Origin of the sequence: Halomonas litopenaei, assembly GCF_003045775.1 — a bacterium.
GTDB classification, from domain to species: domain Bacteria; phylum Pseudomonadota; class Gammaproteobacteria; order Pseudomonadales; family Halomonadaceae; genus Halomonas; species Halomonas litopenaei.
In genome coordinates this window covers 256857-283751 of the sequence record NZ_PXNS01000003.1, presented here as the reverse complement: position 1 = coordinate 283751, position 26895 = coordinate 256857, and the positions used below count along the sequence as shown (strand labels likewise).

The window sequence follows — 26895 nt, the reverse complement described above, 5'->3', positions numbered from 1 at the left end:
CAATGATGAGGCGCTGCAGGCCGAAGTGTTCGGTTCGACCTCGCTGGTGGTCGAGTGTGCCGACCTGGACGAGGTCAAGGCACTGGCCGAGGGTCTCGAGGGGCAGCTGACCGCAACCCTGCAGATGGACGACGGCGACATCGACGCGGCCCGTGGCCTGCTGCCGATCCTCGAGCGGCGTGCCGGTCGGGTGATGGCCAACGGCTGGCCCACCGGGGTCGAGGTGTGCCACGCCATGGTCCATGGTGGCCCCTATCCGGCCACCTCTGACTCGCGCACCACCTCGGTCGGCAGTGCCGCCATCTACCGCTTCCTGCGCCCGGTGTGCTATCAGAACCTGCCGGACGCCCTGCTGCCGCAGGCGCTCAAGGACGGCAACCCGCTGAACGTCAGCCGCCTGGTGGATGGCAAGCGCGAGAGCTGAGCCTTTCCCATCAGTCGCTGTCGATGAAGAAAATCACCGTCATTGAGGTGAGCGCTGGGCGCCCGGATCGAGTAGCTTGTAAGGGATAGCGTCTACCCAACTACTCTGAAATGGGTATTCCTGCCCGCTGCTGAAGGAGAAGGATGATGGCGAGACGTCGTGCAGCCTCCCCGATGGCTCAATGGGGTACGCCCCTTGGCTACTGGATGATGGGGATGAAGATGACCCAGATGCTGGTCGAGGCCCAGATGGTGATCGGCATGCGACTGATGGGGATGAAAGGGTTCTGGTCGGTGGCTCCCGGCGAGGACCTGCGCATGGTCACCGAGAAGATGACGGCCTTTACCCAGGCCGCCATGGCCGCCCAGCGGGCGGCGATCAGCGGCCGCAGCCCCGACCAGGTGCTGACGGCGGCGATCAAACCCTTGGGGCGCAAGACATCCTCCAACACCCGGCGGTTGAGCAAGCGAGGGCCCAGCTGGCCGACCTGAGCGTCGTTTCACAGGCGTTCGTCTCAAAGGCAGGGTACAGGCCGTCTGTGGACCTGACCTTGTAGGTGCGAGCTTGCGGGTATGAGCTTGCAGGCGTCAGCTTGCAGGCGTCAGCAAGGCAAGTGCCGCGGGCGGTATCATATGCCCGCGGCAGTCGCCATAATGGGGCTGCACATTCTTGCGGAACCCCTCCCCATGTCAGATTCCCGCCGTCGTGGTACACCGCCGCGCTCCAGCAATGACAAGCCGTCTACGCATCGCTCTTCGAACAGCGCCTCGAACGACGCTGCGAACAGCCGCTCTCGAAGTGCTGCCAGCAAGTCCTCGCGGTCGACCTCGTCGGGACGATCTCGTCAGGGCCACGGCTCACCCAAGGTCGCCATGGGTGAGGTGGCGGATCTGCGGGTGGTGCAGGTCACCGACTTCGGCGCCTTTCTCGACTGGGGCCACGAGCGTGACCTGCTGCTGCCACTCAGCGAACAGCGCCTGACGCCGGCCGTGGGCCGGCGTGTACTGGTCAAGGTCAGCGAGGACCGCAGTGGACGGCCGGTGGCTTCCCAGCGTCTCGAGCGCTACATCACCGATCACAGCGATGACCATCGTGCCGGCGATGAGGTCGCCCTGGTCATCGCCGACACCACCGACCTGGGGGTCAAGGCGGTGGTCGATCACCGCTGCTGGGGGCTGATCTATCACGATGAGATCAGCCGCCCGCTGCGCCGCGGCCAGCGCCTGACCGGCTACGTCAAGCGGGTGCGCGAGGATGGCCGGCTGGACCTGTCGCTGCTGCCGCCGGGCTCGGCCCGTCTGGACGTGGTCGGCGAACAGGTGCTCAAGGCACTGCGCGACGCTGGCGGCTACCTGCCGCTGTCGGACAAGAGTCAGGCCGCCGAGATCAAGGCGCGCCTGGGCGTCAGCAAGAATGCCTACAAGCAGGCCATCGGTAGGCTCTACAAGCGACGTCTGATCATCATCGAGGACAGCGGGGTGCGCCTGGCGCCCAGGGACTCAGGCGCCACCGCGACCAGCGACGGCGACGGCGACGGCGACTGAAGTGAGTCTGAATCGGCGTGTCGCCGGGTGTAGGCAAGCGGCCGACAGCGACTGACCTTGGTGGTGCCTGGGGTGTCGGGCATACTTGACGGCATCTACCGCTAGCGGACGACCCCCGAATGACCAATCGCCCCCTTCGTGTCGGCGTGGTGATGGACCCCATCGACCAGCTGACCTACAAGAAAGACACCAGTCTCGCCATGCTGTGGTCCGCTCAGGATCGCGGCTGGTCGCTTTGCTACATGGAACAGGAAGACCTGTTCCTCAAGGAAGGCCGCGCCTATGCCCACCAGCGCCCGCTGCAGGTCCACCGTGACCCGCAGCACTGGTTCGACCTGGGCGAGGTCGAGTCGCGGCCGCTGGCGGAGCTCGACGTCATCCTGATGCGCAAGGACCCGCCGGTGGATGGCCACTTCCTCAACGCCGTGCATCTGCTGGCCTTCGCCGAGCGCGAGGGTGTGCTGGTGGTCAACCCGACCCGGCCGCTGTTCGAGTGCAACGAAAAGCTGTTCGCCCAGCAGTTCCCGCAGTGCTGCACACCGACCCTGGTGTCCTGTCGCGACAGCGAGATCCGCGCCTTCCAGGCCGAGCACGGCGACGTCATCTTGAAGCCGCTGGACGGCATGGGCGGCAGCGGCATCTTCCACATCGGCCCCGAGGGGCGGAACCTGGGGGCGGTGATCGAGACCCTGACCGAACGCGGCCGTCGCCAGATCATGGCTCAGCGTTTCCTTCCCGAGATCAAGGACGGCGACACCCGCATCCTGCTGGTGGACGGCGAACCGGTGCCCTTTGGTCTGGCGCGGATCCCGTCCGCCGGCGAGACCCGCGGCAACCTCGCCGCCGGCGGTCGTGGCGTCAGCCGCGAGCTGACCGATCGCGACTACTGGCTGGTCGAGCAGGTCAAGCCGGTGATCAAGGAGAAGGGCCTGATGTTCGTCGGGCTCGACGTGATCGGTGACTACATCACCGAGATCAATGTCACCAGCCCGACCTGCGTGCGCGAGATCGATGACCAGCGCGGCACAGACATCGCCGGCCTGCTGATGGACGCCATCGAGCGCCGCCTGGCGGCGCGCGGCTAGACCGTCGATCACGTCGAGTTTTCCCCACAGTCACTGAGCGCCATGCCCCCGGATGGTACACTGGGGGCATCCTGCCGGGCCGTCGGGGCGACGACTCGCCCCGAGGCCTGGCCACGCATCTGGACGGCGCGCAAGACCGCCTGGGAGTCACATGCAAAGCTTGAAGAACCATTTCCTGATGGCCATGCCCCATCTGGAAGACCCGAACTTCGCCGGGACGCTCAGCTACCTGTGCGACCACGACGAGAACGGCACCATGGGCGTGATCGTCAACAAGCCCACCGACCTGACCCTCGACGCCCTGTTCGAGCAGCTCGAGATCAGCGTGGAAGAAGCGGCCAACGCCCAGGCCCCGGTGTACTACGGTGGCCCGGTGCACAAGGACCGCGGCTTTATCCTGCACTCGGGCTCCGCCGAACCCTGGGACTCGAGCATCCAGGTCACCGACGATATCGCCTTGACCACCTCCATGGACATGCTCCAGGCGCTGGCAAAGGGAGAGGGCCCCGAGCGCTTTCTGGTGTGCCTGGGCTGCGCCGGCTGGGAGTCCGGTCAGCTCGAGAATGAGCTGATGGACAACGCCTGGCTGACCGTGGAAGGCCGCGCCAACGTGCTGTTCGAGACGCCGCCGGAGCAGCGCCTGTCGGCCAGCGCCGGGATCCTCGGCATCGATCTCAACCTGATGACCCGCGAGGCCGGGCACGGCTGATGGCCAGTCGCAAGCGTGAACCGGGAGAGCGCCTGATCCTGGCCTTCGACTTCGGCACTCGGCGCATCGGCGTATCGGTGGGCAACGAGCTGTTGCGCAGCGCCAGGGAGCTCGAGCCGCTGCCGGCCCGGGATGGCATTCCCGATTGGCAACGGGTGAGCGCGCTGGTCGAGGAGTGGCAGCCCGACCGTTTTGTGGTCGGCCTGCCGCTCAACATGGACGGCAGCGAGAGCGAGATGAGCACCCGCGCGCGCAAGTTCGGCAAGCGGCTGTTTGGCCGCTACGGGGTCGAGTGCGAGATGTTCGACGAGCGCGGCACCACCCGGGAGGCCAAGGCCATCGCCCGGGAGCAGGGACACGGGGGAAATTACCGCAAGGAAAGCGTCGATGGCATCGCTGCGGTGCTGATTCTGGAGGGCTTCTTTGCCCGGGAGGAAGGGTTGCCGAGCCGCTGAGGTCGCCACTGTTGCGCCGAACATGTGAAGCACCAAAAAAAGCCCGAGGCCATGGCCTCGGGCTTTTTTCGGGGCAATCGACCCAGGCAGGTTCAACCCTCCAGGCTTAGCTCCGGTGTCGCCTGGCGGAAGCCGCGGGTCAGCCAGGCCAGCCACGCCAGGCCGCAGGCCAGCCAGATCCCGCCCAGCATCAGCGCGGAGCGGTCCAGGCTGGCCATCAGCCACAGGATCGCCAGCAGACCGATGGTCGGCGCGACGAGGAAGTACAGGCTGTCGGCCAGGCCGCGTCGGCCCTGCTTGATGTAGTAGTGGGCGATCACCGACAGGTTGACCAGGGCGAAGGCCAGGAAGGCCCCGAAGTTGATGAAGGAAGCCGCCGAGAGCACGTCCATGGTCAACGCCAGCAGCGCCACCACGCCGCTGAGTATCAGGCCACCGGTAGGCGTGCCGAAGCGTCCCAGGCGCCCAAGCAGGCGGGTCGACAGGACGCCGTCGCGGCCCATGGCGTAAAGCAGTCGCGAGCCGCTGGCCTGGGCCGCGATGCCGGAGGCAAACTGGCCGACGACCAGGCCGATCAGAAAGATCGAGACGAAGACGTCTCCGCCGATATTGCGGGCGATCTCGTAGGCGGCGGCGTCGGCATTGGCGAACTGGTAGCCCGGCGCGGCGAGCTGCACAAAGTAGGACACCAGGATGAAGATCAGGCCGCCCAGCAGGGTGATCAGCAGGATGGCGCGGGGCAGGGTCCGCTCGGCGTCGCGGGTCTCCTCGGTCAGGGTGGTCACCGCGTCAAAGCCGAGAAAGGAGTAACAGGCGACGGCGGCGCCCGCCATCAGCAGTGGCATCTGGGGGCTGTCGGCGCTGCCGAGGAAGGGCGTCAGGCTCCACAGCGGCTGGCTGGGGTCGCCGAGCACGTAGTGCACCGCCAGGGCGACGAAGGCGGCGATCACCAGCACCTGAACCAGCATCAGCACGCTGTTGACCAGGCTTGCTAGTTTGAGGCCGATGATGTTGATGAAGGTGGTGACCGCGATAAAGGCGATCAGCCACACCGGCACCGGCACGGACGGAAAGGCCGAGTGCAGATAGGCGGCACCGATCAGCCAGATCACCATGGGCAAAAACAGGTAGTCCAGCAGGATGGCCCAGCCGGCCATGAAACCCAGTCGATCGTTGATGGCGTGGCGCACATAGGCGTAGGCGGAGCCGGCCACCGGGTAGGCGCTGGCCATGCGGCCATAGCTGTGGGCGGTGAACAGCATGGCGATCAGTGCCGCCGCGTAGGCGCCGGATACCGCGCCTTCGGAGACCACCGCCAGCACGCCGAAGGTGCCGAGGACGATGATCGGTGTCATGTAGGCAAGGCCGAATAGAACGACCTGCCACAGGCCGAGTTGGGGCTTGGAGTGAGACATCTTGGGGCTCGCGTTATGGTTGTTGGTGATGGACAGTCGGGTCAGGCAACCATGGCCAGGCAAACATGGTCAGGCAAACATGGTCAGGAAAGCCGGGTCAGATGAGGCGGAAGCCGGGGCCTCGTGAGTCGTCGTCGCGCTGAAGGTCCAGCGAGACGCGTCGATCGGCCAGGTAGTCATAGTCCCGCCGGGCACGATTCAATAGCTCGAGGTCGAGCGATACCAGGTGGACCCCCGCGTCGCGATCGGCCTCGAACAGGGTCTCGCCAAGCGGCGAATACGCCGCGCTGTGGCCGGCGAAGGTCAGGCCGGCGCCCTCACCGCAGCGGTTGGCCATGGCGACAAAGCACTGGTTGTCCTGGGCGCGGGCCTGGGCGGCGCGGGCGTGTACCGGGCCGTAGGGGTCCATGTTGCCGTTGGTCACCAGCATCAGGTCGGTTCCCAGCGCACCCAGGGCCCGTGCGGTCTCGGGGAATTCGATGTCGTAGCAGATCATCAGCCCCAGGGTCAGCCCGCGCCAGCGGGTGACACCGATGCGCTGGCCCAGGCCGACCAGCTCCCGCTCATCGGGCCACAGGTGGGTCTTGCGATAGGTGAGGGCGATGCCATCTTCCGGGGTGATCAGTAGCGTGGTGTTGTAGACACCATCGGCGGCCCGCTCGAGCAGGCCGATGGCCAGGGCACAGTCGTGGTCACGGCTGGCCTGGATCAGACGCGCCACCTCCGGGCCATCGAGCGCCAGGGCACGATCGTCGACGTGGTCTTGTTCGGCAAAGCCGCTGAGATGCGTTTCGGGAAAGACCACCAGCGACACCTGGTCGCCGTGGCGTTCCAGGGTGCTCAGGGCGGCGTCCAGGTTGGCCTCGATGTTTCCCTCGATGCCGGGAAGTTGTGCCAGGGCTATCTGCATGGAAGACTCCACAGCCGTTGTTGTCGGTTGGCGTTTTATAGAATGTCAGTATCCTCTATTCACCGAGGCTGCCTATTCCATGGCAGGGTTACCCCCATAGGGTGAGGCGCCGTCAGATGTCGCAGAAAAGTGAGGAAGGAACCACGGGAATGCTCGAGGCGATGGGCTGGCATCGCGACTTCGCGCGCCTGCTGGCACGCCTGGAAAGTGAAGACTTCTGGGAGGCCGTCAGCCGCACCCTGGCGCGCCACATCGTCTACAACACCTGGGTGGCGCTGGTCTTCCACGCCGACCAGCCGCCGACCATCCTGGCCGAAAGCGACGAGGACGACGGCGCCGATGAAGGCCTGTTCGAGGACTACCAGCGCGGCCTGTATCTGCTGGATCCCTTCTACGTCGCCGCCCGTGACAATGGCCTCGATGGCCTGGTAACGCTGGATGACGTGGCCCCGGCACGGTTCACCACGACCGAGTACTACCGGCGTTACTTCCGGCGCAATATCGTCAGTGACGAGGTGCAGATCAATCGGTCACTGGGCGCTGGTCGTACCCTGTGCCTGTCGCTGGGTTCCACCCGAACCTTCCTGCACAGCGAAATCGGCCTGCTGCATCTGGTCGAGCCCTGGCTCGGTGAGCTGATGCGACTGCGCATGCACTTCGAGCGCTGCGGCGAGACGCCCGGCCCACACCCCTGGCATCCGCACCGAGGTGGCGTCGAAGAGACGGCGACCCGCTTCGGGCTGACCGATCGCGAGCGCGAGGTGAGCCAGTTGATGCTGGGCGGCGGGTCGACCAAGGAGATCGCCCGACGCCTGTCCATCTCGGTGGAGACCGTCAGGGTCCACAAGAAGCACCTGTACGCCAAGCTCGGGATCAACACCCAGGCCGAGCTGTTCTCGCGCTTCTGGCAGGAGCGCCCCTGAGCCTGTGGCGCCGGCGCCAGGCTCCCGCCCGGCACCGCCGCAGCTAGAACTTGGCGTCGTCGACACCGACGCTACCCGGCACAAACCAGGGCACGTCGCGCAGGTCGCGTTCGATCAGGTGCTCGACCTTGAGCAGGGTGGCGAAGATCGCCATGCGCACCGGAATGCCGTTGTCGGTCTGGCGGAAGATCGCCAGGCGCGGGTCGCCGTTGAGGTCGACGTCCAGATCATTGGCCTCCGGACGGCTGTCCCGGGGCAGCGGGTGCATGATGATGGTGGACGGGTTGCAGCGGCTGTCCATGAAGGCGCGGTGGACGGTGAAGTCCCGCGACAGGTTGAAGCCTTCGCTCATCTCGGCGGTGAAGCGCTCCTTCTGGATGCGGGTGGTGTAGACCACGTCGACATCGGAGAAGTCCCCGGCCAGGCTCTCGCGTACCTCCACGTCCAGGCCCTGGCGGCTGACCCGCTCGATCAGGTGGTTGGGCATCTCGAGCCCCGGCGGCGCCACCAGGGTCACGCGCATGGGCGCGTAGAGCGCCAGCAGCTTGATCAACGAGTGCACCGTACGGCCGTACTTCAGATCGCCGGTCATCAGCACATGGGCACCCTTGAGGGTCTTGCCCTGGCGGCTGAATTCCTTGTCGATGGTGTAGAAGTCCAGCAGCGCCTGGCTCGGGTGCTCGCCGGGGCCGTCACCGGCGTTGATCACCGGCACATGGGTGGCGCCGGCGAACTCGGCCACCGAGCCCTGGTCCGGGTGGCGCATGACGATGGCGTCGCAGTAGCCTGCCATCACGCGGCTGGTGTCGTAGAGCGATTCGCCCTTGGCCATCGACGAGAAGGTGAAGCCGGTGGTGTCGCAGACGCTGCCGCCGAGCCGCGAGAAGGCGGTGTGGAAGCTGACGCGGGTACGGGTGCTGGCCTCGAAGAACAGGTTGCCGAGCACCGCGCCTTCCAGCACCCGGGTGACCTTGCGTCGCTGGGCGACGGGTTCCATGGTGGCCGCCACCCGCATCAGGTGATCGATATCGTCGCGGGACAGGGAGTCGATGGAGAGCAGGTGGGACATCACGGCGGCCTCGGCAGTGGGAACGGGCGCTAGTGTACCGCTGGTGCACACTGAGTTCAGCCTCGAAGAGCGCTTGCCGTGCCCCTCATCAGATTAGGGAGGCCGTCAAGGCAGTGACGGATGCTTGCCAACGCTCTAGCGTTGACTTTGCCGTAGAGGGGTTTGCTCGTTCGCGCGCTGGCAAGGTGGACGCCGGGGCCTCTATGCTGGAAGGCGCCACCGGTGTCGGGCGCATGTAGCCTGGCCCTGGTCTACCAAGTCCAAGTGGAGCCGCCTATGCTGCCGTCCCTGACCCGCTACTACCTGCTCGATGTGTTCACCGACCAACCGTTCGCCGGGAATCCACTGGCGGTGTTTCTCGACGCCGACGGTATCGCGGGGGAGCGCATGCAGGCCATCGCCAACGAGCTGAACCTGGCCGAGACGGCCTTCGTCGGGCGGGCCCAGGCGAGCCGGCATTTTCCGGTACGTATCTTCACTCCTCACCGCGAGCTGCCGTTTGCCGGCCATCCGAGCATTGGCGTGGCCCATCTGATCGCCGCCCAGGGGCTGGTGCATGCTGGCGAGGTCAGCGCCGATAGCCCGGTCATCCTGGATCTGGCTGGCGGGCCGCTCAAGGTGACCTACGAGGGCGACCTGGCACGCTTCAAGATGGCGCGCACGCCGGAGGTCGGCACCAGCACGCTGGGCCAGTCCAGCGCAGCGGAGCTGGCCGGGCTCGAGCTCGATGACGTCGCCGCGGACCCGGTCCAGGCCTCCTGCGGATTGCCGTTTCACCTGGTCGAACTGGTCAACGTCCAGGCGCTGGCGCGGCTGGCGCTCGATGGCGAAGCCTGGCAGCGCCACGTGTCACCCAGCGCCGTGGAGCAGGTCTACTTCTATGTGCGCGAGGCCAAGGAATCCGGCGAGATTCACGCACGCATGTTCTCGCGCCACGCCGGCAGCTTTGTCGAGGACCCCGCCACCGGCAGCGCGGCGGCGGCGCTGGCGGGATTTCTGGGACAGCAGTCGAAGAGCCAGGGCAACAACTGGCGCATCCACCAGGGCGAGGCGATGCACCGCCCAAGCCAGATCCACGCCCGCGCCACCCGCGACGACAAGGACAAGGTCACCGTCGAGATCGCCGGGCAGGCGGTGCTGATGGGCGAGGGTGGTCTCTATCCTCGTGACTGAGGCATCGTCCTTGGTGATCGAGGCGTCACCGAAGCCCGTGCCTTTACCACCCTGTCACTGCACTTTCTGGAGTCTTGCATGACCCGTCATCTTGTTCTGGCCTTTGTCGCCGGCTTTCTCGCTGTATTGTGTTTCCACCAGCCGGTAGTGGGGCTGTTGCACGCCTACGGGGTGATCCCCTTTGCCCCCTATTCCACCTCACCCGCCGCCCCCCTGGGCGTGCCGGCCTGGTTTTCGGCGAGTTTCTGGGGCGGCGTCTGGGGGCTTGTGATGATGCTGGTGTTCGCGCTCAGGCGGATCGATCAGGGGGGCTGGTGGAAGGCAGGGTTGTTCGGCGGCATCGCCCTGACCCTGGTGGCCATGCTGGTGGTGTTCCCGCTCAAGGGGCGCGGCATCGACCCGGCGATCTTCCCCATCGGCTTTATGGTCAACGGCGCCTGGGGCATCGGCACCTGGATGTTCGTGCGCGCCTGGCGTCAGTAGATACGCCCTGCTGAAGCGACAGCGGCCCCGTCTGAAAACAGGCGGGGCCGCTGTCGTTAAGGTTCGCGGGTCCCGTAGCGCTTGGTCGTCAGGCCGACGCCGTCTGCGCTTCCAGGGCGCCCTTGTCGGTGACGATAAAGTGGTAGCAGATCAGCGCCAGCACGCCGGACAGGCCGATGGCGATGGCCATGCTGTGGGAGGTGCCGTCGTGGAACTGTCCGACCAGGGCACCGACACCGGCGGCGATGCTCATCTGGATAAAGCCGAACAGCGCCGAGGCCGAGCCGGCGCAGTGGGGGTTGGGCGCCAGGGCGCCGCCCATGGTCTGCGGCATGATGATGCCGAAGCCGATCATGTAGGCCATGTGGGGGCCGATGACTGCCCAGGGAGTATGCACCCCGGCCAGCGCGAGCAGTGCCATGGCAGAGCCGCCGAGGGCGGCGATCAGGCTGGCGGCGACCAGCAGCTGGTGACGGCTGCGGCGACGGCTGAGCTTGGCGCTGGTCAGCGAGCCGATGAAGAAACCGAGCACGATGGCGGCGAACAGGTAGCCGTAGACGTCGGGGCTGACCCCCATATAGTCGATCAGCACGAACGACGAACCCGACAGAAAGGCGAACAGGCCGGAGAACGCAGCGGCGTTGGCCAGGGTATAACCGACGAAGTCGCGCTGGCCGAGCAGCGACCTGAAGGTGACGGCGAGAGCCGAGGGCTTGATCGACTGGCGTCGGTCCAGCGGCAGCGGCTCGGGCATCATCGCGATCAGCCCCAGCATGGCGGCGGCGTAGAGCGCCAGCAGCAGGAAGATGGCGTCCCAGCCGAACCACACCAGTAGCCCCGCACCGACCACCGGGGCCAGCGCCGGGGCCAGTGCCATGACGCTGGCCATGTAGGAGAGGATGCGGCTGGCCTCGAAGGGGCCGTGGATGTCGCGCACCGCGGCGCGGCCCAGCACCGGCCCCGCCGAGCCACCCAGGGCCTGGAAGAAGCGCGCCACCAGCAGCGTCTCGATATTCGGCGCGAAGGCGCAGACCAGGCTCGCCAGCAGAAACACCCCCATCCCGAGTGCCAGCACCGGCTTGCGACCGAAGCGATCGGACAGCGGACCGCACAGTAGCTGCGCCATGGCGAAGCCGATCAGATACAGCGACAGGGTCAGCTGGATCTGATCGGCTCCGGTGCCCAGCGCCTCGCGCATGGCTGGCATGGCCGGCAGGTACATGTCGGTGGCCAGCGGGCCCAGGGCGGTCAGCGCCGCCAGCAGGGCCACGGTGGCGCGGGAGGTCGGGTTCAGCACACGCAACTCCTTGGTGTCAGGTACGGTGACGGTCGGGTCAGGGAAAGCGAAGGGAGCGCTTTTCGCGCTCCCTTCGCGGTGTCGATGCTGCTGCTTGGAGGCAAACATCGTTCCGTCAGTGTTTCCTTAGTCGGCTTATTGTAGCCGATCTCACACAGCGTCTGGCTGAACACCCGGTGCCGCCTTGTCGAAGGCCGGCAGCGCTCGCGCTCGCTCCGATACCGCGCGCACTCGCGCAAAGGGCACGAGGTCGCACTCGAAGCGCTCGGCGTTGAACACCTGGGGTATCAGGCAGACGTCGGCCAGGGTCGGCTCATTGCCGACGCAGAAGTCGCCCATGGTGTGCTCAAGCATCGCCTCGACGGCGGTCAGCCCCGTTGCTACCCAGTGGCGGTACCAGGCGAGCCTGGCGTCATCCGATAGTCCGAGTTCGCCGGTCAGGTGCTTGAGCACCCGCAGATTGTTCAGCGGGTGGATCTCGCAGGCGACGGCCTGGGCCAGCGCCCGGATCTTCGCCCGATGCTCGGCGGAGCCGGGCAGCAGCGGCGGTTCGGGGTAGCGCTCGTCGAGGTATTCGCACAGCGCCAGGGATTGGGTCAGCGCCTGTCCCTGGTCGGTGACCAGGGTCGGCACCAGGCCCTGGGGATTGCGCGCCAGATTGTCGGCATCACGCTGCTCGCCCTTGACCAGATTGACCGGGTGATGGTCGAGGGTGATGCCCTTTAGATTGGCGACGATGCGCACGCGATAGGCCGCCGAAGAGCGAAAGTAACCGTAGAGTTGCATGGCAGGTTCCAGAAATTGGCGGGGGCGGGCGCGATGCTCGTGTGGCGGCCCGAGCGGTGGCGGGACGCCCGCCGGGGACGGCGGGCGTCGAGGGCCGAGGTGTCGACGGTGGTGGACGTCCGCCCCAGGACTTAAGGGGGCTGGCTCAGTCCTTGGGTTGGTACTTCACCACCCGCTGGTCGATGGCGCCGAAGATGCTCTGGCCGGCCTTGTCGAACATCTCGATGCGCACCCGGTCACCAAAGCGCAGGAAGGGCGTCTTGCTGTCGCCGTGCAGGATCTTCTCGACCATTCGTACCTCGGCCAGGCAGCTGTAGCCGACGCCGCCGTCGGCCACCGGCTTTCCGGGACCGCCATTCGGATCCGGATTGGACACGGTGCCGGAGCCGACCACCGCGCCGGCGCCCAGGTAGCGGGTGCGGGCGGCGTGGGCCACCAGTTGCGGGAAGTTGAAGATCATGTCCGGGCCGGACTCGGGCTCGCCGAACTTGTCGCCGTTAAGATGGACCGTCAGCGGCAGGTGCACGCGGCCATCCTTCCACGCCTCGCCCAGTTCGTCCGGGGTGACGCAGATCGGCGAGAAGCTCGAGGCCGGCTTGGCCTGGAAGAAGCCGAAGCCCTTGGCCAGCTCCCCGGGGATCAGGCCGCGCAGACTGACGTCGTTGACCAGCATCAGCAGCTTGATGTGGCCGGCTGCCTGTTCGGGGCTCACCGCCATCGGCACGTCGTCGGTGATCACCGCGATCTCGCCCTCGAAGTCGATGCCGTGGTCTTCGCTGACCGCCTCGATATCGTCGTAGGGACCGATGAAGCTGTCGCCGCCGCCCTGGTACATCAGCGGGTCGGTCCAGAAGGTCTCTGGCATCTCGGCGTTGCGCGCCTGGCGCACCAGTTGCACATGGTTGAGATAGGCCGAGCCGTCGGCCCAGTGATAGGTACGCGGCAGCGGCGAGTGCAGCGCTTGAAGATCGAGCTCGAAGGCCTCCTCGGCGGCGCCGTCGTTGAGGCGCTGGTAGATATCTTCAAGGCGCGGGGCCAGCTCGTCCCAGTCTTCGACGAGCTGTTGCAGGGTGGTGGCAATCTGCGGCACGCGTACGGCGTGGGTCAGGTCGCGGGAGACGACGATCAGCTCGCCGTCGCGTCCGCTCTTGAGGGTGGCCAGTTTCATCAGAGGGTTCCTTGTGGTCAAAGCAGAGGTCGGTCAGGGCCGCGTCGGATCGAAGTGGGACTTGAGTCCCTTCCACACATCCACGTAGTCGCGCTGGCGGAAATCGGCGGCCAGCGCCTTTTCGGTAGGCTGGAAGACGTAGCGGCTCTCGAACATGAAGGCCAGGGTCGCCCCCTGATACTGAGGCTCGAGGCTGGCGTCGGAGGCCTTCTCGAAGGTCTCGGCGTCGGGGCCGTGGGGCGACATGCAGTTGTGCAGGCTGGCGCCGCCGGGCAGGAAACCTTCGGCCTTGGCGTCGTACTCGCCGTGAATCAGGCCCATGAATTCGCTCATCAGGTTGCGATGGAAGTAGGGCGGGCGGAAGGTGTTGTCGGCCACCATCCAGCGCGGCGGGAAGATCACGAAGTCGATGTTGGCCATGCCCTCGGTGTCCGACGCCGACGTCAGCACGGTGAAGATCGAAGGATCCGGATGGTCGAAGCTGACCGTATTGATGGTGTTGAAGTTGGCCAGGTCGTACTTGTAGGGCGCCACGTTGCCGTGCCAGGCGACCACGTCCAGCGGCGAGTGGTCCAGCCGGGTCGCCCACAGAGCCCCGGAGAACTTGGCCACCAGTTCGAAGTCGCCCTCGAGGTCCTCGTAGGCGGCCACCGGCGACTGGAAGTCGCGCGGGTTGGCCAGGCCGTTGGCGCCGATGGGGCCGAGCCCCGGCAGCTCCAGGGGACTGCCGTAGTTTTCGCAGACATAGCCCCGGGCCTGGTCGCCCTCACTGATGCGGACCTGGAACTTGACCCCGCGCGGGATCACCGCGATCTCGCCGTTGCCCACCTCGAGCGCGCCGAACTCTGTGCCCAGGCGCAGGGTGCCCAGCTGAGGCACGATCAACAGTTCGCCGTCGGCGTTGTAGAAGAAGCGTTCGGTCATGTCCTGGTTGCAGGCATAGACATGGACACCGCAGCCGGCCTGGGTGCCGGCGTCGCCATTGACCGCGATGGTGGCAAGACCATCGATGAAGTCGGTGGCCGCCTCGGGCAGGGGAGCCGGGTCCCAGCGCATCTGGTTGGGGTCCGCGGCGGGACGCGACAGCGGTGCGGTGGCGAGACCGCCGTGCTCCAGCGGGCGGTAGGCGCTCTGGGCCACCGAGGGGCGGATGCGGTAGAGCCAGCTTCTCAGGTTATGGCTGCGCGGCGCGGTGAAGGCCGAGCCGGTGAGCTGCTCGGCGTAGAGCCCGTAGGCGCAGCGCTGGGGCGAGTTCTGCCCCTGAGGCAGGGCGCTGGGTAGCGCTTCGCTGGCGAAGTGATTACGAAAACCGCTTTGATACGCAAGCGGCGTCTGGTCGAGACGTCGGGACATCGGGAAATCCTCCGCTCAGGATGATGAGGTGTCGTGTCGGGATGCTCGCCGCCCCACTGCATACTGAGTCCTGTGATAAAGCTCGGGTCGAGGCGGTCACATCATCGCTATGGCATGCCTGGAATATAGTTTCATTTGAAACTATATTCCAGGCCTTATCGCTAGAGAGACGGTGCCAACCCCACCGGTATCTGATTTACCCTTTAAAAACATGAGATTGATGGGATAAGACATACGTCTATAGCAATACCGTGGTGCGAAACTTCACTTGGCGGTTGGGTGCGGTGTAGACACTATCCCCAAGGCGTCAGGCGACAGTATGAGCGCAGGGGAAAGGTCGCCTAGACTGCGCCCACCCACTTTGGGCAAGTGTGGATCGGCGTCGTGATAGCCAGCGGGGTGTGAAGGCCGCAATACGAGATGGGGGCTACTTCCCTGCAAGTGAAGTGGACTTCGAGAGAGCATGACAGACGCTGTGCCATTGCCGCGAAAAGCATAGAATTGGGCAGTGCTGCCACGAAAAGTAACGTTATCATCGTGTTATTGAGTTATCTTAAAGTCATATAAGCGTTTGTTTAAAAAATAATAAGACGCCGTCAACGTGAAGTGGACAAAAGTCCCTTCGATCTCGACATGACGAAGGTAGTGGGCATCGGTCATCAGACGTCGAGCCTATGCACAGGGAGAACAGCAAGTGTCGATGGCAAAGATGCCCCATCTGGTGCATTGGTTAACTGGACAGTTTCGTGAAACTGAGCGAGAAGCCTGGTATCGCCGCGCGATCAAGCCGAGGGTGCGCTGCGAGTCACGACTGGCCTGGATGCTTGCCGCATTGATATTCGGCATGTTCTCGATTTCCGATTACTTTTATGTCGGCCAGAGCCGCGAGCTCTACCTGTTGCTGGCCATGCGCGTGGTCGTCGTCGGTAGCTGTCTTTTTCTGGCTTGGGCGATTGGTCGATGGGGAAGCTATTCGCAGCGCCTCTGGCTGCATGCTTTGCCGTTGTGGGTTATGGCGACGGGCATCATCCTGATTGTTCCGCTGCGTCCAGACTCCCTTTCGACGCAGATGATGGCTGTCATCGTTGCTACCATGGCCTTTTATCTGCTGATTCCCAACCTGCTCACCGTGGTGGCGATGGCGAGCCTGTATCTGGGTATCGGTTTTCTGTGCGCCTCTGCCATCTTTGCCGACAGTTCGTCCGTCGATGTGTTGCGCATGGCGCTGTTGTTGATCATGGCCAATGCGGTCGGGTTCTGCACCTTGCTGCGGGTAGAGCGCCTGCAGCGCAAGCAGTTCGCGATATTGAGCGAAGAGCGCGACCAAAACCGACAATTGCTTCGTGAGATGGCGCATCGTCAGTCCCTTGAAGGTCAGTTGAGACGGCTGGCCGAGCGCGATGCCTTGACCGGTCTCGCCAATCGTCGGCACTTCATGAAGCGGGCCCAGAGCATGTTTGAGTCTGCCCGGGAAGTACAGGCGCCCTTCAGCCTGTTTATGCTGGATGTCGATCACTTCAAGACCATCAATGACACCTGGGGCCACAGTCATGGAGACCGAGTGCTGATGGAGATCGCCCGAGTGTGTGCCGAGTCACTGCGTTCCCATGATCTGATCGCGCGTTTCGGCGGCGAAGAGTTCGTGGTCGCATTGCCTGATACCTCCTTGAGTGACGCTTTGCCGGTCGCACAACGTCTGCATCGAGCGGTCGCCGACCTGGCGCTGCCGTTTGAGGGGGGTGAGAGGGGGGCGGCGGTCACCGTTACCATCGGCATTGTCGAAGCCCGGCCCGATGAGGACAATCTGGAAGTGCTGATTCATCGCGCCGACAAGGCGCTTTACGTCGGCAAGCGTGACGGCAGAGACCAGGTAGTAGCCTGTCGCGAGAGCCAGGCGTGAGTGCAAAAGCGATGCTGATGGTAAGGTCGCGAGCTACGTTGCCGGTTCTGGCGTTCCCGGTTATCGTCAGTGGCGGATGGTGGCGTGCCACGCTGGCGTGGCGCTGTCGCGATGGACGCTGACCACGGGGGCGAGGCCATGGGCTCGCGTAAGCGAGAAACACCGACCAGCAGCGGGGTACCGCATCTGGATCTTTTGCAGTTCCTTCCTTACCGGCTGAACAGTCTGGCGGACCGTTTGAGTCAGGCGCTTTCGCAGATGTACGCCGAACGTTACCAGTTGACCATTGCCCAGTGGCGAGTGCTGGCGTGGTTGTCGCACCTCGATGAGCTATCGGCCAAGCAGATCGCCCAAGCTACTCGCATGGATAAGGTGCGTATTTCTCGGGCCGTACAGGCCCTGGAGGAGCGCGGTCTGATCCGAAGAACGCCTTCGCCCAGTGACCAGCGTGTACAGCACCTGCGACTGACCGAGGCGGGGCAGGCCTTACTGGCCGACTTGATCCCCGATGCCTTGCAATGGGAGGCCGATGTGGTGGCCGCTCTCTCTCAGGGCGAGTGTCATCAACTGATAAGCGTGATCGGCAAGCTCGAGCGCCAGCTCGATCGGCTGGAGCAGGGCAGTGGCCCCTGGTCCCAGGACCGCTCCGGCGATCCCATGGAGACGCCGGGTTCTCCCGAGCTCGACCAGGATCGCTAGGGCCTGTTCGCGCACTGCTCCAGGCGCTCGGCCAGCCACACCTCGATGATCGATTGGCGAGTCACTCCCAGGCGGCTGGCTTCCTCGTCGAGAGACACGATCATCCACACAGGAAAGTCGACGTTGCCCCCGTCCTTGTGTCTGATTGGGGCGCCGAGCCCTGGACAGGCCGAGGGCTTCCGAGACGTCTTCGCCATCATCGAATTTTTTGATCAAGCGTCCTGGCTTTCATGGAGCTCCACCTCTTCCTTCCGCGAGCGCCTTACAGAGATGATGCGTAGCCCGGTCGCGCGGCGTTACAACGGCAGAACAGTGCTTGCCTTCGATCGAGCCGATAACCAGCAATCCAGGTTCGTCGCGCGTCTTGGCGGGGATCTCGATAAGGAGAGGGTCAAACCAGCGTCGTTGTGCATCAAGGGCGTCAATCCCATGCTTGGCCTTGGGGCCGGGATCGAGGGCAGGTCCTCACTGCGGATAAGGGTCAAGTCGCCACTGCGACGGGCAGATTCGCCCCCTCACTCCCCGATCACCCACCAGCCATCGACTTCCTGCACCGGGACCGGGTCCAGTGCCTCGCCCTGGGCGGGGCCGGAGATGCCTTCGCCGCTGTCGAGACGGAAGCAGGCCTGGTGGTGGGTACAGATCAACAGCTCGCCGTCGCGGCTGAGGATGTTGCTGCCGCGGCCGTCCAGCGGCAGGTACTGATGGGGGCAGGCGTTGACGTAGGCGTGCACCCGGCCATCGGCGTGGCGGGCGAGGATCAGCGGGAAGCGGCCGTTGTCGCTCTCGATATTGAGGCAGCGGCTCTCGCCCGGGGCCAGGCTGGTCGATTCCAGCACGGTGGTCCCGGGTGGCGGTGCGCTCTTGTACTTGCGCCAGGCGTCGGTCATCGGGGGATCTCTTGGGGGAGCCGGTGAGCCCGGGTGTCAGGGCTTGAAGTCCTCGGCGGCGGGAATGCGTCCGCCTAGCTGGGCGGTAATTTCTGCGGCGGTGGCGCGCACCAGCTCGCCGAGCTGGGACAGGCGTTCGTCGGGGATGCGCGCCACCGGCCCGGAGACCGAGATGGCCGCCAGCGGCGTGCCCAGTTCATCGTGGATGCAGGCGGCGACGCAGTGCAGGCCGATGGCATGCTCTTCGCGGTCGCAGGCGTAGCCGCGTTCACGGATCTCGGCCATGGCGCGACGCAGCTCGGATGGACTCGACAGGGTGTTGACGGTGACGCGGTCCAGACCGCGTTCGGCCAGTACCCGCTCCAGGTCATCGTCTGGCAGCCAGGCCATCAGCGCCTTGCCCACGCCCGAGGCGTGCAGCGGGGCACGTGAGCCCAGGCGGGTGATCATGCGCATCATCTGAGGAGATTCGCTCTGCGCCAGGAACACCGCCGTGGTGCCTTCACGCACGCCCAGATTGGCGGTCTCGCCGGTCTCACGGGTCAGTCGGCGCAGGTAAGGACGGCTGGTGGCAACGAAGTCGCGTGCCTCGAGAAAGCTGTTGCCGATGCGAAAGGTCTTGACGTCGATGCGCCAGACGCCGAGTTCCTCGTCCTGGGTGATGAAGCCCTGGCTCAGCAGGGCCTGCAGCAGGCGATGGGTCGTGGACGGTGCCAGATCGGCCTGCTCGGCGATGTCGGACAGCGCCAGGCCGCCCGGGTGCATCGCCAGCAATTCCAGCAGGTTGAGTCCCCGCACCAGCGACTGGCTGTGGCCTCCGCTGGCCTTGCCGCTGGCCGGTCGGCCGGCCGTTCTGCGCTTGCTTTCCGTCACCTTGCATCTCCTGGGTCAACCGTTTGGCACAGTCCTTAGCATACCTGTTGGCGCGGCCGCTTGTCGCGTTTGCGGAAAAGGCTTCCACAGGCGGCTCTGCCTTGGCTGAGCCTGGTCCGGCGCTCAGCGATGGCGCCAGTGGGGGGCGCGCTTGGCGACGAAGGCGTCGATGCCTTCGGCTACGTCTTCGGCCATCATGTTGGCGGCCATCACCTCGCCTGCGTAGGCGTAGGCCTGGCCCAGCGGCAGGGCTCGCTGGCGGGCCAGCATGGCCTTGCCGGTGAACAGCGCCACCTGACTCTTGGCGCGCAGGCTGTCGAGCAGCACCTCGAGACTGTCGTCGAGGGCGTCATCCTCGGCGACCCGGTTGACCAGGCCCCACTCCAGCGCCTGGTCGGCGTCGATGAACTCGCCGGTAAACAGCATCTCGGCGGCCTGCTTGGGACCGATATTGCGGGTCAGCGCCACCGCCGGGGTGGAACAGAAAAGCCCGACCTTGATACCGGAGACGGCGAAGCGCGCCGAGCGGGCGGCCACCGCCATGTCACAACTGGCTGCCAGCTGGCAGCCGGCGGCGGTGGCAAGCCCCTGAATTCGAGCGATCACCGGCACCGGGCAGTCCTGCAGGCGCTGCATGACCCGGGAGCACTGGGCGAAGAGCTGTCGATAGGCGTCCTCGTCGCCGAGCTCGCGCATCTCCTTGAGGTCATGGCCGGCGCAGAAGGCGCGGCCCTCGGCGGCGATCACCACCGCCCGCAACGAAGGATCGGGGTCGATTGCGGCAAAGGCATCATCCAGTGCGGTGAGCATGTCCCGGGACAGGGCGTTGAAGCTTGCCGGGCGGTTGAGGGTCAGATGGACGACCCCACGATCATCGTGACGCACCACGGCGAGGTCACCGGTGTCAGGCTGGGCGGAAGGTGAGGCGGGCATCGTCATGGCTCCAACGAGGGAAAACTTCGCAAGCCTAGCGCGTGATGACGCCTTTTCGGGGCCTGCTTCGACCAAAGGGGAAGAGTGGCCTGGCCTCCCTGGTTGATGCCAGGGCGGCGCCAGAGCGTCGACAGGACGACGACAGGGGCGGCTTGCTGGCGGTCAGCGTCCGTGGTCATGGCCGTGGAGGATGGCGTACATTCGCACAAGCGATCCACGACGCGAGAGGCGCATGATGCAGGACGACAGGCTGAGGCCCAGGCCGATGCAGGGCGACGTGCTGGCCACGCCGCGTAGCCGGCTGCGCCCGTTCGAGCGCTATGATCTGCCTGGCTTGAGCCGACTGCTGGCCGATCCCCGGGTGATGCGTCACTCGCTCCACGGTGTGCAGGACATGGCGGGTAGCCGTCGCTTTCTCGATGCCTGTCGCGCGAGCTACGCCGACAAGGGCTTTGGCTACTGGGCGGTGGTGCACCCGGTATCGCGAGCGTTGATGGGCTTCTGCGGCTTCGATCACGAGATCCTCGACGGCGAGCGGGAGTTGGCCATCGGCTATCGTTACGCCGTGCATCATTGGGGTAGAGGGCTTGCCACCGAGGTGGCCCTGGCGGTGGTGGCCCACGCCTTTGCCATCACCGACTGCGAGTCGCTGGTGGCGGTGGTCGATCCCACCAATGTGCCGTCGAGCCGAGTGGCACAAAACGCGGGCTTCGTGTGGGAAAGCATGACCACGCTCGAGGGCCAGCGAGTGAAGGTCTACAGGCGTCACCGCTACCGCGAAGTCAGAAGCTGCTGAGCCTTGGCTGCATCCCTGTCCTGGGGAAACGAAGCGGGCCCGCGTGGCGGGCCCGAAAGTGGCGTCATGGTGTCCTCGAGGGGACGGTGTGGCGTCTCAGACGCTGTCGCGGAAGACCCGATCGGCCTTGGGCAGCACCAGATTGAGCACGATGGCAAACAGCGCGCCGGGGATCAGCCCTGACTCGATGATGGCCTGGAGGTTGTCGCTCAGGTTGGCGTAGAGCCCTTCCTGGGCCGGCAGGCCCACCGCGGCGGACAGCGAGACCCCGATGATCACCATGTTGCGCTTGTTGAAGTCGATATGGGAAAGCATCTTGATGCCGGCGCTGGCGATCATGCCGAACATGATCAGTACCGCCCCGCCCAGCACCGAATTGGGGATGCTGGAAACGATGGCACCCAGCTTGGGGATCAGGCCCGCCAGCAGCAGGAAGGCGCCGCCGATGGCCACCACATAGCGGCTGACCACACCGGTCAGCGCCACCATGCCCACGTTCTGGCTGAAGCTGATCTGGGGGAAGGCGTTGAAGATCGCGGCGAACACGCTGGACAGGCCGTCGGCCATGACCCCACCGGAGAGCTCCTTGTGGGTCGGCTCGCGGTCCATGCCGCCGGCGGTGGTGCCGACGATGTCGCCGATGGACTCGGCGCAGGTGACCACGGCCAGCAGCACCACCGGCAGGATCGCCGCCAGATGGAATTCAAGCCCGATGGTCAGCGGCACCGGCAGTGACAGCCAGTCGGCGTCACCGATGGTGGAGAAGTCGATATAGCCGAACATGGTGGCCACTACGTAACCGGTGATCAGGCCGATCAGCGGCGCCGCTTCGGACCAGATACCGCGGCCGTACTGGTGCAGGCCCAGGGTCACCACCAGTACCAGAGCCCCCAGCAGCAGGTGGTGGGTGGCGCCGAAGTCGGCGGCGCCGAAGCCTCCGCCCCAGTAGGCGAAGCCTACCGGCATCAGCAGGGTGCCGAGCATGACCACGAAGGTGCCGGTGACCACCGGCGGGAACAGAAACCGGAACACCGGCAGAAACATGCCCACCAGGGCCATGGCGACCCCGCCACACAGGGCCGCGCCAAGGGCCGCCGGTAGCCCCATGCCCACGGCAATGGGAATCAGCACCGGGACGAAGCCGAAGCTGGTGCCCATGACGATGGGCAGGCGGGCGCCGATGGGGCCTATCCCCAGCGACTGCACTAGGGTGGCGACACCGGCCACGAACATCGCCGCCTGGATCATGAAGGCGGTCTGGTCCGCCGGCAGGTCGGCGGCGCCGGCGATGATGATCGGCACCGTGACGTTGCCGACGAACATCGCCAGCACGTGCTGCAGGCCCAGCGGAATGGCGCGCCCCAGGGGTGGCATGGCGTTGACGTCATGGGTCGAGCGCACAGATGCGCTTTCCAGGGTGTTCCCGGAGGAGTCGTGGGTGGGCATGGCAGGGTTTTCTCCTGTTGTCGTTGTAGCACCGGCGTCCTTGTCGGAGCGTCGGCGGCGAAACCCCGGAGACCGTGACAGGTGTCAGACCGTCTGTGCTGACTGCCGTGGCACGGCGACCGTTGTCAGGGGGCGGCAGCGTCGGCCCTGGCCCGTGGTGCCGCGCTGCGCTCGAGATCCGTTCGTCGTTCGCTGTTGTTGCCTTTTGTCTTCCCGTCGTCCTGTTCGAAGATGTGCGTCCAGGTTCGCCCCGAGCCTCCTAGACCGCGCGCCTTAGCCGCATCGCCGCCGCGTTGTGGCGAGCCATCAGCTCGCCCAGATCGACGTCGAGCGGCTGGCCGTCGGCCACCCGCCACTGGCCGGCCACCATCACTCGGTCGGCACGGTGGGCACCGCACAGCAGCAGCGCGGCCAGCGGGTTCTCGGCGCCCGAGAAGCGCGGCTCGTCCAGCCGGAACAGCGCCAGATCGGCCTGCTGGCCAACCTTCAGTCCGCCGATGTCGCTGCGCCCCAGACAACGCGCGGAGCCTTCGGTGGCCCAGCGGATGACGTCCTGGTGACGTACCTGGCTGGGTGAGTAGCGCAGGCGGCCGATCAGCATCGCCTGGCGCATCTCCTCGGCCAGGTTGGAGTGATCCGCCGAGGCCGAGCCGTCCACCGCCAGGCCTACCGGGCAACCTGCGGCCTCGAGTTCCAGGGTGCGGCACATGCCAGAGCCCAGCACCATGTTGGATGAGGGGCAGTGGGCGATGCCGGTGCCGGCTTGGCCGAGGCGGGCGACCTCGTCGTCGTTGAAGTGGATGCCGTGGGCCAGCCAGGTGCGATCGCTGAGCCAACCGGTGGCCTCGAGGTAGTCCAGCGGTCGCATCCCGAACAGCTTCTGACAGTACTGCGTCTCGTCCTCGGTTTCTGCCAGGTGGGTGTGCAGGCGCACGTCCTTCTGCTCGGCCAGGCGAGCGCTGTCGACCATCAGCTCACGGCTGACCGAGAAGGGCGAGCAGGGCGCCAGCGCCAGGGTCACCATGGCGCCCTCGCCGCGCTGATGGTAGGCGTCGATCAGACGGGTGCTCTCGTCGAGGATGGTCGCCTCATCCTGCACCACCGACTGGGGCGGTAGCCCGCCCTGCTCGCGCCCCACGCTCATCGAACCGCGGGTCAGGGCGGCGCGCACACCGAGCCGACGCGCGGTCTCCACCTGGACGTCGATGGCGTGCTCGAGCGCGCCGGAGAACACGTAGTGATGGTCGGCGACGGTGGTACAGCCGCTCATCAGCAGCTCCACCATCGCCAGCTCACTGGCCAGCGCCAGCTGGGCCTCGTCGAGGTTGGCCCAGACGTCGTAAAGGGTGGTGAGCCAGGGAAACAGCTCCTTGTTGAGCGCCGGCGAGTACGCCCGGGTCAGGGTCTGGTAGAAGTGGTGGTGGGTGTTGACCAGGCCCGGCAGCAGCACGTGGCGGGAGGCATCGAAGGTCTGCTCGACGCGGGTTCGGGGCGTCTGGCCGGCAGCCACGGCTTCGATGATCCGGCCGTCCTGAACGACGACACCACCGGCCGCGTCAGGGTCGCTGGCGGCCAGTGGATGCTTGATCCAAGTGACGGGGGGATGTGAGCTCATGCAGTTCTCCTGGGTTGGCTTCGCCGAGCGAAGGGTTACCCAAGCATCGTGCCCTGCTCCCGACGCCGTCCCTTGGTCAAGGAGGGCGAGGGCTCGTCGCGTAGCGGATACCTGGTTCAGGTGCCTTCAGAAACAGCCGCCGAGGGCGGTGAGCGTCATCAATTTCACGGTTCACGCTGCACCGATATCGAGCGGCCTGTGTACCATTGTGGTGCGCAATATATGACCGTTATTGTGTACAAAATGGCCGTGACGTCAGGGCTTGTCAAGTGCCCCTCTGCTTCACGGCCTGGCGGCCTCGCGGGCGGCCCGGCGCCGGCTCAGACGATCCCCGAACAGGTAGGCACCCAGCGCCACCAGAATCAGTAGCGCGCCCAGCAGCATCGAAGGCGAAGGGGTTTCCTGATTGAGCAGCATGCCGAGGGTCAGCGCCAGCACCGGGGTGATCAGGGTCACCAGGGCGACGCTGGCGGCGTGCAGCCGAGACAGGATCAGGTAGTAGCAGAGAAAGCCGATCAGCGAGCCGAACAGCGCCAGGTATAGCACCGCCCACAGCCCGCGGGGGCTGAGAGGAATCATCAGCGGTTCACCGCTGGCGAGCCATAACACCAGAAAGCAGGGCATGGAGCCGGCCAGCGCCCCCACGGTCTGCTGCAAGGGGTCGAGCCCGGCGGCCACCCGCTGCACGGCGATGCCGCTGGCGCTGAACAGGGTCACCGCCGACAGCATCATGGCCAGTGCCAGCACCTGGGCGCCGCCGCCGAGCGTCAGGCTGTCGGCGAACACCACCGCCAGCCCCGCCACCCCCAGGCCGCAGCCGATCCAGTGCCAACGCCTGAGCCGGGTGCTGCCGGGCAGGGCCTGCAGGATGAAGCCGGAGATCAACGGCGCCATGCCGAACATCACCGACAGCAGGCCCGAGGGCAGAAACTGGGAGGCGTGGTAGCTCAGCGCCATGGCGCCGAACACCCCCGGCACCGCGGCGGCGTAGCTGGCAAGGGCGCGGCGATCGAGGCGGACGCCGCGCCTCAGCACCAGCAGGATCAGAGCGCCGGCGACCAGCGCCAGGCCCATGCGCAGCATCACGCTGCCGATGGGGGCGCCGGCCTCGGCGCTCCACTTGATGGCCAGCGGGGTGGAGGCCCACACCAGCACCACGATCAGATAGGCCAGTCCGGTTGGCATCGTGCATCCTTTGAAGAGGTCATCGGGAAGACGCTCAGGATAGGCGTTTTCTCGCTGCACCACAGGCTTTTGGGCGTCGGCTTGTGATGGTCGGGAACGGGGGCCGTGAGCGTGCAGCGAGTAAAAAGGCCTGCGAGTAAAAAGGCGCCGCCCTCCCGAAGGAGAGCGGCGCCTCATCGTCATCCCGAACGCGATAGCTGCGTGCGGGATAGCTCGCCGCATGCAGGCGCTACGTCCGCCGCTCAGTCGGCGTAGTTGGTCTCGGAGTACAGCACCCGGGTGCGCAGGGTGTGGTTCACCTCGCGCAGGGCTTCGAGCGCCTGGGGACCGTAGGCCTTGTCGACGTCGATGACCACGTAGCCGACCTTTTCATTGGTCTGCAGGTACTGGCCGGAGATGTTGATGTCGTTTTCCGACAGCACCCGGTTGATCTCGGACATCACGCCGGGCACGTTCTCGTGGATGTGCAGCAGGCGGTGCTTGTCCGGGTGGGCCGGCAGTGCCACCTCGGGGAAGTTGACCGAGGTGATGCTGGTGCCGTTGTCGGAGAAGGTCACCAGCTTCTCGGACACCTCGACGCCGATGTTCTCCTGGGCTTCCAGGGTAGAACCACCGATGTGCGGGGTGAGGATGACATTCTCGAGGCCACGCAGCGGGCTTTCGAACTCGTCGGCGTTGCCCTTGGGCTCCACCGGGAAGACGTCGATGGCGGCGCCGTTGAGTCGGCCTTCCTTGATCGCCTCGGCCAGGGCCTCGATCACTACCACGCTGCCACGGGCGGCGTTGATCAGGATGGCGCCGGGCTTCATCAGGCTGATCTGCTCCTCGCCGATCATCCAGCGGGTGGACGGCAGGTCGGGCACGTGCAGGCTGACCACGTCGGAGCGGGCGAGCAGCTCCTCGAGGCTGGCGACCTGGCGCGAGTTGCCCATGGCCAGCTTGGTGATGACGTCGTAGTAGATGACGTCGAAGCCAAGCGCCTCGGCCAGCACCGACAATTGCGAGCCGATGCTGCCGTAGCCGACGATGCCGAGGGTCTTGCCGCGGGCCTCGTGGCTGTTCTTGGCGCTCTTCAGCCAGCCGCCCTGGTGGGCACGGGCGTTCTTCTCGGGAATCCCGCGCAGCAGCATGATGGCCTCGGCCAGCACCAGCTCCGCCACCGAGCGGGTGTTGGAGTAGGGGGCGTTGAACACCGGAATGCCGCGCACCAGCGCCGCCGTGAGATCGACCTGATTGGTACCGATGCAGAAGCAACCGACCGCCACCAGCTTCTCGGCCGCCGCGAACACCCGCTCGGTGAGCTGGGTGCGGGAGCGAATGCCGATGAAGTGAACATCACGGATCTTCTCGATCAGCGACTCCTCGTCGAGCGAGGTCGGCATATGCTCGATATTGGTGTATCCGGCGTTGAGAAAATTGTCCACTGCACTCTGGTGGACGCCCTCGAGCAGCAGGATCTTGATCTTGCTCTTGTCCAGGGACGTTTTGGCCATGGTCGAATCAACCTCTTGGAGTTGGCGGCAGCCAGCGGCTGTGTGGTGGGGCAGGCGAAAAATCAGGGTCCATAGAGTACCACAGGGCGGCATTTTCACGTTGAAAATCCTTGCACCGCAGCATGAGCCATCTGCATGTACCGCCGTCCTTTCGAGGGGCGCTTCGCGGGCCGCGGATAAGGGCCAGGGCAGACGACCCCGGGGGGAGAGCGTGTATACTGTCGCCCTTTGGGGAAAGGCCGGACGTCGTCAGCGAGCCTGCGTTTCCCGG

At 65.6% G+C, this 26895-nt stretch carries 27 protein-coding genes and 1 pseudogene; 12 read left to right on the top strand and 16 right to left on the bottom strand.

The features are described from left to right. From C6W88_RS21615 to ruvX, 6 genes and pseudogenes are all read left to right on the top strand, one after another. Positions 1 to 424: pseudogene (locus tag C6W88_RS21615) on the top strand (aldehyde dehydrogenase (NADP(+))); the annotation flags it as partial. 146 nt (positions 425 to 570) lie between these two features. Next, positions 571 to 915, top strand: coding sequence for a hypothetical protein (locus tag C6W88_RS06485; RefSeq protein WP_083970522.1), 345 nt, complete (start codon positions 571 to 573; stop codon positions 913 to 915). Between the two features lie 381 nt (positions 916 to 1296). Further along, complete coding sequence (locus tag C6W88_RS06480; protein ID WP_231498552.1) at positions 1297 to 1968, top strand: CvfB family protein; 672 nt, start codon at positions 1297 to 1299, stop codon at positions 1966 to 1968. 119 nt (positions 1969 to 2087) lie between these two features. Then, complete coding sequence (gene gshB / locus C6W88_RS06475) at positions 2088 to 3053, top strand: glutathione synthase (protein ID WP_108131902.1); 966 nt, start codon at positions 2088 to 2090, stop codon at positions 3051 to 3053. A gap of 151 nt (positions 3054 to 3204) precedes the next feature. Continuing rightward, a complete protein-coding gene (locus C6W88_RS06470; RefSeq protein ID WP_045993847.1) occupies positions 3205 to 3762 on the top strand; it encodes a YqgE/AlgH family protein in 558 nt (185 codons plus the stop codon). Beyond that, positions 3762 to 4217 carry a Holliday junction resolvase RuvX gene (gene ruvX / locus C6W88_RS06465; protein WP_045993848.1) on the top strand — a complete coding sequence of 152 codons (456 nt, stop codon included), beginning with the start codon at positions 3762 to 3764 and terminating at the stop codon, positions 4215 to 4217. The genes C6W88_RS06470 and ruvX overlap by 1 nt, the downstream gene beginning before the upstream one ends. 92 nt (positions 4218 to 4309) lie before the next feature. Here ruvX and C6W88_RS06460 read toward each other — a convergent pair whose 3' ends face one another. After that, positions 4310 to 5632, bottom strand: coding sequence for an APC family permease (locus C6W88_RS06460; protein WP_108131901.1), 1323 nt, complete (start codon positions 5630 to 5632; stop codon positions 4310 to 4312). Between the two features lie 97 nt (positions 5633 to 5729). Further along, positions 5730 to 6542 (bottom strand): carbon-nitrogen hydrolase family protein, encoded by an 813-nt coding sequence (locus C6W88_RS06455; RefSeq protein WP_045993850.1) that lies wholly within the window; start codon positions 6540 to 6542, stop codon positions 5730 to 5732. Between the two features lie 116 nt (positions 6543 to 6658). Between C6W88_RS06455 and C6W88_RS06450 the strand changes: the two genes are divergently transcribed. Next, on the top strand, positions 6659 to 7465 hold the full coding sequence (locus C6W88_RS06450; RefSeq protein WP_108131900.1) for a helix-turn-helix transcriptional regulator: 807 nt from the start codon (positions 6659 to 6661) through the stop codon (positions 7463 to 7465). 43 nt (positions 7466 to 7508) lie between these two features. On the opposite strand, the gene pyrB is transcribed toward C6W88_RS06450, so the two are convergent. Beyond that, the gene (gene pyrB / locus C6W88_RS06445) at positions 7509 to 8537 is read right to left on the bottom strand and encodes an aspartate carbamoyltransferase (RefSeq protein WP_108131899.1); all 1029 of its coding nucleotides are present in this window, start codon (positions 8535 to 8537) and stop codon (positions 7509 to 7511) included. Positions 8538 to 8810: 273 nt separating this feature from the next. On the opposite strand from pyrB, the gene C6W88_RS06440 reads away from it, so the two are divergent. Both C6W88_RS06440 and C6W88_RS06435 read left to right on the top strand, forming a co-directional pair. After that, on the top strand, positions 8811 to 9707 hold the full coding sequence (locus tag C6W88_RS06440) for a PhzF family protein (protein ID WP_181248713.1): 897 nt from the start codon (positions 8811 to 8813) through the stop codon (positions 9705 to 9707). 78 nt (positions 9708 to 9785) lie between these two features. Then, positions 9786 to 10190, top strand: coding sequence for a hypothetical protein (locus C6W88_RS06435; protein ID WP_108131898.1), 405 nt, complete (start codon positions 9786 to 9788; stop codon positions 10188 to 10190). Positions 10191 to 10278: 88 nt separating this feature from the next. On the opposite strand, the gene C6W88_RS06430 is transcribed toward C6W88_RS06435, so the two are convergent. From C6W88_RS06430 to hmgA, 4 genes are all read right to left on the bottom strand, one after another. Continuing rightward, positions 10279 to 11487, bottom strand: coding sequence for a multidrug effflux MFS transporter (locus tag C6W88_RS06430; RefSeq protein ID WP_108131897.1), 1209 nt, complete (start codon positions 11485 to 11487; stop codon positions 10279 to 10281). 150 nt (positions 11488 to 11637) lie between these two features. After that, the gene (gene maiA, locus C6W88_RS06425; protein WP_045993880.1) at positions 11638 to 12273 is read right to left on the bottom strand and encodes a maleylacetoacetate isomerase; all 636 of its coding nucleotides are present in this window, start codon (positions 12271 to 12273) and stop codon (positions 11638 to 11640) included. Between the two features lie 145 nt (positions 12274 to 12418). Further along, positions 12419 to 13441 carry a fumarylacetoacetate hydrolase family protein gene (locus tag C6W88_RS06420; protein ID WP_045993881.1) on the bottom strand — a complete coding sequence of 341 codons (1023 nt, stop codon included), beginning with the start codon at positions 13439 to 13441 and terminating at the stop codon, positions 12419 to 12421. A gap of 33 nt (positions 13442 to 13474) precedes the next feature. Continuing rightward, on the bottom strand, positions 13475 to 14794 hold the full coding sequence (gene hmgA, locus C6W88_RS06415; RefSeq protein ID WP_108131896.1) for a homogentisate 1,2-dioxygenase: 1320 nt from the start codon (positions 14792 to 14794) through the stop codon (positions 13475 to 13477). A gap of 700 nt (positions 14795 to 15494) precedes the next feature. Here hmgA and C6W88_RS06410 point away from each other — a divergent pair. Together C6W88_RS06410 and C6W88_RS06405 are read left to right on the top strand one after the other, a co-directional pair. Beyond that, positions 15495 to 16694 (top strand): GGDEF domain-containing protein, encoded by a 1200-nt coding sequence (locus tag C6W88_RS06410; RefSeq protein ID WP_108131895.1) that lies wholly within the window; start codon positions 15495 to 15497, stop codon positions 16692 to 16694. Positions 16695 to 16805: 111 nt separating this feature from the next. Next, a complete protein-coding gene (locus C6W88_RS06405; protein ID WP_108131894.1) occupies positions 16806 to 17393 on the top strand; it encodes a MarR family winged helix-turn-helix transcriptional regulator in 588 nt (195 codons plus the stop codon). Here the strand turns inward: C6W88_RS06405 and C6W88_RS22060 are convergent. The 5 genes from C6W88_RS22060 to C6W88_RS06380 form a co-directional block, all read right to left on the bottom strand. After that, a complete protein-coding gene (locus C6W88_RS22060; RefSeq protein ID WP_375038531.1) occupies positions 17390 to 17497 on the bottom strand; it encodes a hypothetical protein in 108 nt (35 codons plus the stop codon). The two genes, C6W88_RS06405 and C6W88_RS22060, sit on opposite strands and share 4 nt — an antisense overlap. 124 nt (positions 17498 to 17621) lie before the next feature. Continuing rightward, entirely contained in the window at positions 17622 to 17819 is a 198-nt protein-coding gene (locus C6W88_RS22040) for a BrnT family toxin (protein ID WP_375038537.1), read from the bottom strand. Positions 17820 to 17908: 89 nt separating this feature from the next. Further along, positions 17909 to 18283 carry a Rieske (2Fe-2S) protein gene (locus tag C6W88_RS06390; RefSeq protein WP_108131893.1) on the bottom strand — a complete coding sequence of 125 codons (375 nt, stop codon included), beginning with the start codon at positions 18281 to 18283 and terminating at the stop codon, positions 17909 to 17911. A gap of 36 nt (positions 18284 to 18319) precedes the next feature. Next, complete coding sequence (locus tag C6W88_RS06385; protein ID WP_108131892.1) at positions 18320 to 19156, bottom strand: IclR family transcriptional regulator; 837 nt, start codon at positions 19154 to 19156, stop codon at positions 18320 to 18322. 123 nt (positions 19157 to 19279) lie between these two features. Next, on the bottom strand, positions 19280 to 20089 hold the full coding sequence (locus C6W88_RS06380; protein ID WP_045993886.1) for an enoyl-CoA hydratase: 810 nt from the start codon (positions 20087 to 20089) through the stop codon (positions 19280 to 19282). A 232-nt stretch (positions 20090 to 20321) separates the two neighbouring features. Between C6W88_RS06380 and C6W88_RS06375 the strand changes: the two genes are divergently transcribed. Next, the gene (locus C6W88_RS06375; RefSeq protein WP_181248712.1) at positions 20322 to 20885 is read left to right on the top strand and encodes a GNAT family N-acetyltransferase; all 564 of its coding nucleotides are present in this window, start codon (positions 20322 to 20324) and stop codon (positions 20883 to 20885) included. 96 nt (positions 20886 to 20981) lie between these two features. Here the strand turns inward: C6W88_RS06375 and C6W88_RS06370 are convergent, their stop codons facing one another. From C6W88_RS06370 to serA, 4 genes are all read right to left on the bottom strand, one after another. Next, a complete protein-coding gene (locus C6W88_RS06370; RefSeq protein ID WP_108131890.1) occupies positions 20982 to 22331 on the bottom strand; it encodes a uracil-xanthine permease family protein in 1350 nt (449 codons plus the stop codon). Between the two features lie 259 nt (positions 22332 to 22590). Further along, positions 22591 to 23946, bottom strand: a complete 1356-nt coding sequence (locus C6W88_RS06365; protein ID WP_108131889.1) for an 8-oxoguanine deaminase — start codon at positions 23944 to 23946, stop codon at positions 22591 to 22593. A 282-nt stretch (positions 23947 to 24228) separates the two neighbouring features. Further along, on the bottom strand, positions 24229 to 25131 hold the full coding sequence (locus tag C6W88_RS06360) for a DMT family transporter (RefSeq protein ID WP_108131888.1): 903 nt from the start codon (positions 25129 to 25131) through the stop codon (positions 24229 to 24231). A 242-nt stretch (positions 25132 to 25373) separates the two neighbouring features. Beyond that, on the bottom strand, positions 25374 to 26624 hold the full coding sequence (gene serA, locus C6W88_RS06355; protein ID WP_045993890.1) for a phosphoglycerate dehydrogenase: 1251 nt from the start codon (positions 26622 to 26624) through the stop codon (positions 25374 to 25376). Positions 26625 to 26895 lie beyond the last annotated feature (271 nt).